General features: G+C 55.9%; 11 protein-coding genes. 5 read left to right on the top strand and 6 right to left on the bottom strand.

Going from position 1 to position 9,410, the window contains the following annotated elements; all coding sequences use genetic code 11:
* From AABZ39_13695 to AABZ39_13705, 3 genes are all read left to right on the top strand, one after another.
* Nucleotides 1–232 (top strand): PLP-dependent transferase (locus tag AABZ39_13695; protein MEK6795830.1); only part of this gene is annotated, 232 nt, incomplete at its 5' end.
* Nucleotides 233–315: 83 nt separating this feature from the next.
* Nucleotides 316–588, top strand: a complete 273-nt coding sequence (locus AABZ39_13700) for an HPr family phosphocarrier protein (GenBank protein ID MEK6795831.1) — start codon at nucleotides 316–318, stop codon at nucleotides 586–588.
* Nucleotides 589–602: 14 nt separating this feature from the next.
* Nucleotides 603–1,604 (top strand): hypothetical protein, encoded by a 1,002-nt coding sequence (locus tag AABZ39_13705; protein ID MEK6795832.1) that lies wholly within the window; start codon nucleotides 603–605, stop codon nucleotides 1,602–1,604.
* A 102-nt stretch (nucleotides 1,605–1,706) separates the two neighbouring features.
* Here AABZ39_13705 and AABZ39_13710 read toward each other — a convergent pair whose 3' ends face one another.
* Nucleotides 1,707–1,985: a cupin domain-containing protein gene (locus AABZ39_13710; protein MEK6795833.1), complete on the bottom strand. Its 279-nt coding sequence runs from the start codon at nucleotides 1,983–1,985 to the stop codon at nucleotides 1,707–1,709.
* 9 nt (nucleotides 1,986–1,994) lie between these two features.
* A complete protein-coding gene (locus AABZ39_13715) occupies nucleotides 1,995–2,267 on the bottom strand; it encodes a helix-turn-helix transcriptional regulator (GenBank protein ID MEK6795834.1) in 273 nt (90 codons plus the stop codon).
* Between the two features lie 139 nt (nucleotides 2,268–2,406).
* On the opposite strand from AABZ39_13715, the gene AABZ39_13720 reads away from it, so the two are divergent.
* Both AABZ39_13720 and AABZ39_13725 read left to right on the top strand, forming a co-directional pair.
* On the top strand, nucleotides 2,407–3,150 hold the full coding sequence (locus AABZ39_13720; GenBank protein ID MEK6795835.1) for a glycerophosphodiester phosphodiesterase family protein: 744 nt from the start codon (nucleotides 2,407–2,409) through the stop codon (nucleotides 3,148–3,150).
* Between the two features lie 17 nt (nucleotides 3,151–3,167).
* Nucleotides 3,168–4,784, top strand: coding sequence for a glycerol-3-phosphate dehydrogenase/oxidase (locus tag AABZ39_13725; protein ID MEK6795836.1), 1,617 nt, complete (start codon nucleotides 3,168–3,170; stop codon nucleotides 4,782–4,784).
* Nucleotides 4,785–4,788: 4 nt separating this feature from the next.
* Here the strand turns inward: AABZ39_13725 and AABZ39_13730 are convergent, their stop codons facing one another.
* From AABZ39_13730 to AABZ39_13745, 4 genes are all read right to left on the bottom strand, one after another.
* Entirely contained in the window at nucleotides 4,789–6,096 is a 1,308-nt protein-coding gene (locus AABZ39_13730) for a hypothetical protein (protein ID MEK6795837.1), read from the bottom strand.
* Nucleotides 6,093–6,689, bottom strand: a complete 597-nt coding sequence (locus tag AABZ39_13735) for a hypothetical protein (GenBank protein MEK6795838.1) — start codon at nucleotides 6,687–6,689, stop codon at nucleotides 6,093–6,095. Before AABZ39_13735 ends, AABZ39_13730 begins: the two co-directional genes overlap by 4 nt.
* A 10-nt stretch (nucleotides 6,690–6,699) precedes the next feature.
* Nucleotides 6,700–8,295 (bottom strand): murein biosynthesis integral membrane protein MurJ, encoded by a 1,596-nt coding sequence (gene murJ / locus AABZ39_13740; protein MEK6795839.1) that lies wholly within the window; start codon nucleotides 8,293–8,295, stop codon nucleotides 6,700–6,702.
* A 75-nt stretch (nucleotides 8,296–8,370) separates the two neighbouring features.
* A partial coding sequence (locus AABZ39_13745; protein ID MEK6795840.1) for a LamG domain-containing protein occupies nucleotides 8,371–9,410 on the bottom strand: 1,040 nt, incomplete at its 5' end.

Genomic DNA, 9,410 nt, shown 5'->3' on the forward strand with positions numbered 1-9,410 from the left:
GGCGGGCGAGAAATTCATCAATAATCCCGGGCTTTTCTCCCACCTGGCGAATGTCGGCGATGCGAAATCGCTCGCGCTGCACCCGGCAAGCACATCGCATTCACAGCTTACCGAAGAGCAGCAGAAGGCGAGCGGACTGACACCCGACCTGATACGCCTCTCGATCGGTCTTGAGCATATCGACGATATACTCGCATCGCTCGAAGACGGGCTCGCGATATCTCAGAAGTAGCGCCGCTCACGCCTGAGGATGATCGATCACACCGGACGTGTGCAAAAAACATGCGTCCGGTGTTCTTTTAAGCAGGAAAACCCATGGTAAAGAAGACTATACGCCTGAAGAACAGATACGGATTGCACATGCGCGTCGCATCGAAAATAGTCAAGGCATGCGCGCAGCACGATGCGCATGTCTTCCTCTGCAGGGGGTGCGACCGCGCGAACGCCTGTTCCATGATGGAGATGCTGCTTCTCGGCGCAACGCATGGAAGCGAACTCGAGGTCATCGTCAGCGGGAAGAACGCGGATGCGGAGCAGAAGGCGTTCAAAGCGGTCGCCGATATCGTTGAAGACGGCGCAGGCATCTGAGAAAGGCTGCGATCATGGATAATGACTCGAACATTCGTGCGGTTGCGCTCCTGTCCGGCGGGCTTGATTCGCAGGTCGCGGTAAAAATGATCCTCGACCAGGGGGTGGCCGTGACGGCGCTGAAATTCACATCGCCGTTCTGCACCTGTGATTCCGCGGGCGTCTGCCACAGTGCGGTTGCTGCGAAGGCGTTCGGCATACCTTTGGTAACGATACCAAAAGGGCTTGCGTATCTCGATGTTATACGCTCACCGAAACACGGCTACGGGCGTGCGATGAATCCCTGTATCGACTGCAGGATATTCATCCTTCGGAAAGCAAAGGAATATGCAGAATCCATCGGTGCTGCGTTCCTGTTCACCGGTGAAGTGCTCGGCCAACGGCCGATGAGCCAGCATCGCCGAGCGCTTGATATCATCGAAGAGGAGTCGGGGCTTACGGGAAAATTGCTGCGCCCGTTATCGGCAAAACTCCTGCCTCCGACGGATGCGGAGCGCGACGGCATCATTGACCGGGAGAAACTCGGCGCTATCCAGGGACGCAGCCGCGAAGAACAGATGAAACGCGCCGAAGAATATTCGATTGCCGAGTACCCATGCGCTGCGGGCGGATGTCTGCTCACCGATCCGGCTTTTGCCCGCCGTCTCAAGGACCTTCTGGACAATCAAAATGACGTATCGATGCGCGAACTGAACCTGCTCAAAGTGGGTCGTCACTTCAGGTATCATGCGGCGAAAGTGATCGTGGGGCGCAACAGATCACAGAATGAGCACTTGGCTTCGATCAAAAAGAAGAATGAAGTGTACCTTGAATCGGTGGATATTCCCGGGCCGTCAGCACTTGTATCCGATGCGGTGAATGACGATACGATTGCATTTGCGGCGAAGGCTCTTGCATCGTACTCGGATGCAGTGGATCAAATTGTCACGATACGCATCAGCTGCGGCACGCCCTGGACGATGTCCGTACCGGTTGACAGGAACACCCGCGAATCGATTAAAAAGTGGAAGTTATAAGACGCCCGAAGTGTACATGGACATTCGAACGCGCACGTCTCATGCCGGGGTGTGCCCCGATGAACATACCGGTGCCATTTCAACGCCGATGTATCAAAGCGCTCACTGATAGATTATCAGCGCCTTCGCGGTTTTCACGCCGTTCGGGAGACGCACCGTATGCGGGATGTTCTTGGCAAGATAGGCGAGCTCCCCTTTCTTCATCCTGCGGCACTTCGTCTCATCGTAGAGATAAAAATCGAGCGAGCCTTCGATCACGATGAACAATTCCTCGGCATCATGCATGAGGAATTTACGCTGCTTCTTTGATGGTGCATAGGACACAAGAAAGGGGCGCATGGCGCGATCAGGCTTCTGATACGCAAGAGCGAAATAACACATGCCGTATGCCTACGCATCGTCACGATCGATGCGTTCGCCGTCGGCTATCGAGCTGAATACGTACGGCGGGGCTGTTTTATCAGTCTCGAAGAAATGCGACATGGTTATGCCGAGCGCAGCGGCTATGGCCGAAAGCGTTTTGAGCGACGGAGTGACCCGGAAATTCTCCAGGCGCGATATGAACCCCTTGCTGACACCGGTCTTTTTCGCCACTGCATCGATGGTGAGCTGCTGCCGCTGCCTGTTCTCTTTCACCGTACGCGCGATGTGCACCAAGTCCATTGTGTACCGCCATTTACCAGCATGTTTACCCGGAGTATACGTCGTGTGTACACGCTTGTCAATCGGATGCGCCATGCTGTCTTGACAAATCCGGCGATGTTAGTATTATATATACCATTAGTTAACTCGGTGGTAAACAATGTCGCCTCACCAGAGACCAGGCATCATCGCCCATAAGGGTTTTGCTATGTCCTGGCCGGAGAACACCCTCACTGCGATACGCGGCGCCCTCGGACTTGGTTCGCCCGAGATGGCGGGTATTGAGATCGATATACAGCTGACCGGCGACGGCCGCATCGTCATGTGGCATGATGCCGATCTGAAGCAGATCGTCGGGCAGGATATCGTCATACGTAACACAGCATATGCTGCTATCGCACAGATAACGAGAGCGCACCCCCATTTCGCAGGCGAACCAATGGCGCTCCTTGAGGATGTACTTGCAGCGACCGATCACAAAACGGCGCTCTATATCGAGATAAAGGCTTATCCCTACGCTTATGACACGCTCATTGAAGCACTGAGAAAGCTTCTTACGTCGTATGCACCGCGCCGCGATATAATACTGCATTCATTTTCGCCGGACATGCTGCGCCGCACCCGTGCTGCGATGAGCGAGCTCGGCATACGCTTTGGTTTCCTTTTCGGCGCTATCGCAGAACTACAGCACGCGCCATCTGACGTCATCGCATCGATGGATTATCTGCATCCTCATTTCAATATACTGACATCGCACGGCAAAGAGCTTGCGGACCAGAACAAGCCGCTGAATATCTGGACGGTGAACGGTGCCGCCGATGTACGTAACCTTGCGGAAAGCAGCGCGTGGCCCCTTGTCGAAAGCATCATTACCGACAATAACCATCTTTACGAAAATCATTGAACACGAAGGAGTTATCCATGCCTCAGGAACGCAGCGAAATCCTTACCGGCCTGAAAACGACCACCTATGACGTCATCGTTATCGGGGGCGGTATTACCGGCGCCGGCATTGCCCATGAAGCAGCGCTGCAAGGGCTGTCCGTGCTTCTCCTTGAAAAAAAGGATTTTTCCTGGGGCACATCATCGCGTTCCTCGAAGCTTGTGCACGGCGGGCTGCGTTATCTCGAGCAGATGTATTTCCATCTTGTGTTCGAAGCGCTCCATGAGCGGACGACGCTCTTCGATATCGCCCCGGTCGATCCGCTCCCCTTTCTCTTCCCGACCTATAAGAAGGACCGCGTACCGTTCTGGTTCCTCGAAATGGGGATGTTCCTGTACGATGCGCTCGCTTTGTTCCGCGCACCGAAGCTCCACCGGTTCCGCTGGAAGAAGGGGACGCTCGGGATAGCGCCGCGCCTCAATCCGAACGAACTCGTGTCGTCGTCGGAGTACTTCGACGGACGAACCGACGACAGCCGCCTCGTGCTGGAGACGCTCCGTGCCGCGCGCAATCGCGGGGCGCATGCGCTCAACTATGCAAAGGTAAGCGGCTTCGGGAAAACGGGCGACGAGATACGCGTAGTCGAGATAAAGGACACCCTTACCGGCAAGGAGTATGAGGCGCACGGACGCGTCATCATCAACGCCGCGGGGCCGTGGCTTGAGGAAGTCATTCACTCTTTCGACAAGGCCCATCCGCGGGTGATACGGGCGTCCAAGGGCGTTCACCTTTTCGTCGCCGCCAAACCCGGGGACTCGAAGGATGCCGTTGTAATATCGGATTCGAGATCGAAGCGGATACTGTTCTATGTCCCGTGGAAGCCGGGAGTGAACCTTCTCGGCACGACGGATACCGATTACAAAGGCGATTACAATGCCGTATACGCCGACAGCTCCGATGTCGACTATGTTCTCGATAATTACGAACACTATTTTCCCGGCTCGATCGATCGCAGCGAGATACTCTCAACGAACGCAGGCCTGCGTCCGCTCATTTTTTCCGAGGGCAAGGATGAGCGCACGACCTCGCGTGAGCACCGTATCATAGTGCATGATCCCTTCAATCTTGTATCCATCGGCGGGGGCAAGCTCACGACATACCGCGTCATGGCGAAACAGGCGCTTGATGCCGCGCTCACGGTGCTGAAAAAGCGAGGCACCTGCCCTGCCCTCATGCCGGGGGACAGGAAAGAGAAGCTCGTGACCCGCGAAGAGATACACGGTACAATGGCGCTGTCAAAGCCGGCTACTGAGTTCATCGTCGGTCACATGGGTTATACGGATATCGCACTTCGCGTGAACGATATCGCGCTTCGCGACCGCGCCCTTGCGAAGCATGTCGGTACGGATGTACGCATACCGCGAGCGCTCATACGCTATTTCGTAGAAGAGGAACAGGCGATGCGCCTGGATGATATCATGGACAGGCGCTTACGCCTCTCGCTCACCGAGGCGGACGGCGGCATGAGAACAGCGCGCGCGATAGCGGCCGAAATGGCAAAACTGCTCGGATGGAATGCTCTGCGAACGGCAAAGGAAATACGTGAATATCAGACCGAGGCGGATATGAACAGGAGATCGATCCGCTCGAAATAGGCGGTCAAAAACGTACTGAAAATCCGATCGAATGCCGTTCCGGGGAGAAGGCATAACCGATCCGTGCGTTCTTATCGATACGAAGGGAGAATGGTTCATATGCGTCCGCGAGCACGGCTGCATCGACCACGCTGTAGATATGGATACCGATAAGCATTACCCCGGTAACGACAAGCGCTATTCCGGCGGCATCCTTCCAGAGATCGTACTGCGTGGCAACAGGAACGCTCCTCACCTTCTGGCTTACCGATATTCCACAATAAGTAACGCTGCCGATAAGCGCCGATTCTGCAAGCATGAAAAAAATCCCCTCGCTGACAAAGCCGTTGGCAAGATGTCCTAAACCGGGAACGAACAGGGATGCGAACATGGCATCCGGCCGGAACACCGGTTCTATCACTTCCAATGTCGCGCCTATGCGTATGCCGTTCGTCGGCCCGCGCACGTAGGAAGCATCGGTCGTCATCGGCCCGGGTGTGAACGCCTGATACACCGTTTCGCTATTACCTGAACGCACAGCGATGTTCACGCGCGAGGACAGCCCGGTCGATCGCCCCAGGTCGATGGAAATACGGTCGCCGGCGACTGCGATGACGGAACCTTTCATTTTCATACTGGAAAGCATCGCATGGACAGCCGCGGTAGCGGCGTCGGTAACGGCACGCATCGGCAGCTCTTCTTCCGGATCGATCCCTTTCCCTGTCCCGGCGATAAGTATCTTTGCCGAATCAAGAGCGGCGTCAAGAAGCATCTGAACGATCTCGTTCGCAATGCTGCGGGATTCTTCCCCGATAAGCATGCCGTTCTTGTCATAGAGCCAGCTTCGCTGATTATCGATGCGGTAATAGCTCGCACGCTTCGATATGAAATCTGAATACACGGTCGTTCGGGCGCTGTCGTATATCGACACCCGAATGCTCGCTTCGCCCCGATACTCGGTCTCGCGGTATGTAGTGACACGTTTCGTGCCGTTCGTATCGATATCGTCCTTCTCCTCTTTTTTCTCTTCAACGAGAACGCGATAATTCACCTGCGCAAGTTCCGGAACGAGATAGAACACATCATCGTTGGTAGCGGTGCTCCCGCTCTGCAGAGAGCCGACAGGGCGTGCTGCACCCGTCACCGTGAGGAAACGGCCGGAGCGTGCAAGCCTGTCGACCATGACATCCTGCACCGTTCTTCCCATGTTCTTGTATGCGGACCGGTTTTGGACGGAAAACACGACGACCGGGGATCTATTCGTCCCGTATGTGGCGAATTCCTTCGCGTGCAGTACGAGCACGGCCGCAAGTAATAGCAACGTCGCTTTCATTGCGTATTCCTCCGTTTTACCGGTATGCGAATGAGCGTTGTCGGTGTTCTCTGTAAAAGCCCCGCGGGAGCGCTCACATACACCTCTTCCCGAATGGAGAGCGGCGCATATCCTTCCGTATGGATAAAATTGGTCAGTCGATCGATCGTCTTGCCCATTGATTTATAGGGGCCTTTATGCAGTATCTCAGCGGTCATGCCGTTCGTCCACGTCGATACCGCGACGGAATAGGGCGCTTCATTCGTTATGAAGAATTCCCGCATGAGCGGTGATACCGGCAGCCCATAGCATACCCGGTCCGTCTTGCCCTGTTCGAAGCGTGCACGTAGGGGATTATATCCCGGCATTTGGAAATCACGTGCTACCACACGATAATATTTCGCTGCGACCTCTTTGGCAAAACCCCCTATCCTGGCGATGTCGCCGCTCGCGGTCACGGTGAGCATACGTTCATCAGCACGCTCGATGATGCGAGGTTCGATGAGCGCTTCGTACTCCTTGAGATCGGGGGCTGTCATCCATGATACCATGAACACTACCGCTACCGATACGCACATGGTGACGACACCGACCGTGAACCGTTTCGACTGCATTGCCCGCCCCCTACCCTTTTCTCATTCGCTTCAATTTCCCCGCCAGCGCGGATGCGAATTCACGCATATCCTTATTGCCAAAAATCACATTACACGTGACATAGACGGCGATAGAGACCGCGATGATGCCGAAGAGCCGCGCGCCGAGCGAAAGCTTATCGAGGGTCGGCGGCAGGAAGAAATATTTCAGCGCGAAAGCGGCGGCACCCATGACTACGGCCGCGGCTATCGTCGTGAGGAACGAACCGAGCCCATCCCGAAGCACGTTCGTTCTCAGCCTGCGCATGAGCAGAACGACGAGCAGAACGAACATGACGATATTCGAAAGGGAATTGGCGAGGCCTATGCCGCGGATATCCATCGGAACGATGCGCGTAAACACAAAGCACAGCAATGCGTTCATGGCGAATACAAGCGCAGAGACGGCGACCGGTGTGCGGGTATCCTTCAGGGAATAGAACGCCTGTGCGATGATGCGATACGCAGCGATGAAGAAAAGGGCTATGCTTATGAACACAAGCCCGTCGGCGGTGAGATGCACCGAATCTGCGTTGAATTTCCCGAAGCGGAACAAGAGGCTCACGATAGGCTCGGCGAGGACGAAGACACCGATGGTCGCAGGGATCGTAACGAGCGCTATGATGCGCACGGAATAGGACATGGAGGACACGAACGCATCGATATTCTTCGCAAGTAATTCCCTGCTCAGTGTGGGGAGCATGACCGTTGCGACGGAAACGGCGAATATGCCGAGGGTGAGCTCGTTGATCCGCGACGAGAACATGAGCGCAGAGATGCGGCCGTCACCGAGCGAACTTGCAAATCCGTAGGAAACGAGCACATTGACCTGGTAGATGCCGACCCCGATGATGCCGGGCGCGAACAGCTTTGCCACACGCACGATCTTCGGGTCATTGAACGCGAATGAAGGATACAATGAATATCCCGTTCTCCAGAGGAACGGCAGCTGAAAAGCAAGCTGACAGAAGCCGCCTGCCATCGTGCCGAACGCGAACGCATAGGTGAGGTTCGGGAACAGACCCGGCATGCAGAAATGAACGAGGAGCACCGTTCCGATTATCGCGATATTGAGCACCACCGGAGTGAATGCCGGTACGGTGAAATTGCCGTGCACGTTGAGCACGCCCTGTACGACCGCGGCGAGCGATATGAACATGATATACGGGAACATGATGCGCGTGAGCGTAACGGTCAGATCGTATTTCTCCGGCAGCACGTTCGGTGATGCATAGAGGAGCTTTACGATAAGCGGTGCAGCGAAATAACCGAGCACGGTCACAACAACGAGTATGAGCGCGAGCAAGGTGAAGAACGATGAGAGGAAACGCTGTGTCTCTGCCTTCGAGCGTGCATGCTCGACATCGGTGAACACCGGGACAAAGCTTACCGTCATCGAACCCTCCGCGAACAGCCGGCGAAGGAGGTTCGGGATGAGGAACCCCACGGAGAACGAATCGGAGAGCATTGTCGTGCCGAGAAAATGCGCCTGCAGCTGATCGCGCACGAGACCGAAGATACGGCTTATCATGGTCATGACGGACATTTTCGCCGAGGAGCGGACAATGGCTTTCTTCTTCTCGTGCATGGAGTGCACTATACGGCCAAGACCGTGAGGTGTCAAGGCGCCGCGCGAAATTCAGGACAGGAACATCCTGTTCTGTCACTTCTTTCGGGCGGCAAGTTCCGCGAGCGAGCCATCCGAAAGTGCTGCCCCATAGATACGCAGCTCGTCGATCGCTCCACCGAAATAAGAACGCTGGTCGCGGGCGCCGATGGTGATCGTGTTCTCCGTACGGATTTTGGCAGCGGGGGGCAGCGGTATCCGTGCCGCCGTTGTTCCATTGACGGCAACGCGCAATTCACCTGCCTCTGCATCGTAGATCCCGGCAACGAATGTCCATGCGTCCGCTGGTATCGTTCTCTGTGACGCGATCTCTTTGAGCCCCTTGAAATTAACCCCGAATTTCACCGAATAGGGCGCAGCGTTCTCGACGATCGTAAGCCGCCATGACTGACCGGCACTCTCGATTATCCCGGCATGCACATCAACACCGGCACCGCGTTTATACCGCTGCTCGGCAAGGGGACGAACCCATGCACACACCGTCATGCTCTCAAGGAGTGCGAGCGATCTATGTGCCTTCACATCCATGCGCCCGCCGGCCCCGTCAAGCAGGAGCGCATTACCGATCATGCCGTCGGCGATACGCGCACCAATGGATAATGCCCCGCTCATCGGTGACGATGCCTTCTCAGTGCCATTGAACTGCCACCACGCAAGAAGATGCTCGCTGGCATTCCCCCCGTCCGCGGGAGGCAGTGCGCTTCCGTCGGCGGCGAATCGCACCTGTGAAACCACCGCAGTGCCGCCGCGTCTCGGAAGGTCGAACAGTGCGGCAGTGCGCTCATCGGCAGCACGGTCAGGACGAGGAGCACCGATTATCGGCAGAGGGATATCGAGCGGCATGAATCCGATCGCGGCAAGTGGCGGAGCGCGTTGGTCGAACGAGAGATCACCGTGCGCAATGTCCCTGAACCCGGGGTTCGCGATGACCGAATTCCGATCGAATCCCTTTTCCTGCCACTGCGAGAGCGTCATCCCGTCAGGGAAAAGCAAGGCGTCCTCACCACGCGTATCATAGTAACAGTTGCTGTCCATGGTGAAGTTCATATCACCGCGGACCTCGGCGACGGGACCTT

Source organism: Spirochaetota bacterium, from assembly GCA_038043445.1.
Lineage (GTDB): Bacteria > Spirochaetota > Brachyspiria > Brachyspirales > JACRPF01 > JBBTBY01.

What these genes read in the sequence shown, in the direction of transcription:
- AABZ39_13700 (MEK6795831.1), top strand. Translation starts at nt 316, where the DNA reads ATGGTAAAGAAGACTATACGCCTGAAGAACAGATACGGATTGCACATG.
- AABZ39_13705 (MEK6795832.1), top strand. Translation starts at nt 603, where the DNA reads ATGGATAATGACTCGAACATTCGTGCGGTTGCGCTCCTGTCCGGCGGG.
- AABZ39_13710 (MEK6795833.1), bottom strand. Translation starts at nt 1,985, where the DNA reads ATGTGTTATTTCGCTCTTGCGTATCAGAAGCCTGATCGCGCCATGCGC.
- AABZ39_13715 (MEK6795834.1), bottom strand. Translation starts at nt 2,267, where the DNA reads ATGGACTTGGTGCACATCGCGCGTACGGTGAAAGAGAACAGGCAGCGG.
- AABZ39_13720 (MEK6795835.1), top strand. Translation starts at nt 2,407, where the DNA reads ATGTCGCCTCACCAGAGACCAGGCATCATCGCCCATAAGGGTTTTGCT.
- AABZ39_13725 (MEK6795836.1), top strand. Translation starts at nt 3,168, where the DNA reads ATGCCTCAGGAACGCAGCGAAATCCTTACCGGCCTGAAAACGACCACC.
- AABZ39_13730 (MEK6795837.1), bottom strand. Translation starts at nt 6,096, where the DNA reads ATGAAAGCGACGTTGCTATTACTTGCGGCCGTGCTCGTACTGCACGCG.
- AABZ39_13735 (MEK6795838.1), bottom strand. Translation starts at nt 6,689, where the DNA reads ATGCAGTCGAAACGGTTCACGGTCGGTGTCGTCACCATGTGCGTATCG.
- murJ (MEK6795839.1), bottom strand. Translation starts at nt 8,295, where the DNA reads ATGCACGAGAAGAAGAAAGCCATTGTCCGCTCCTCGGCGAAAATGTCC.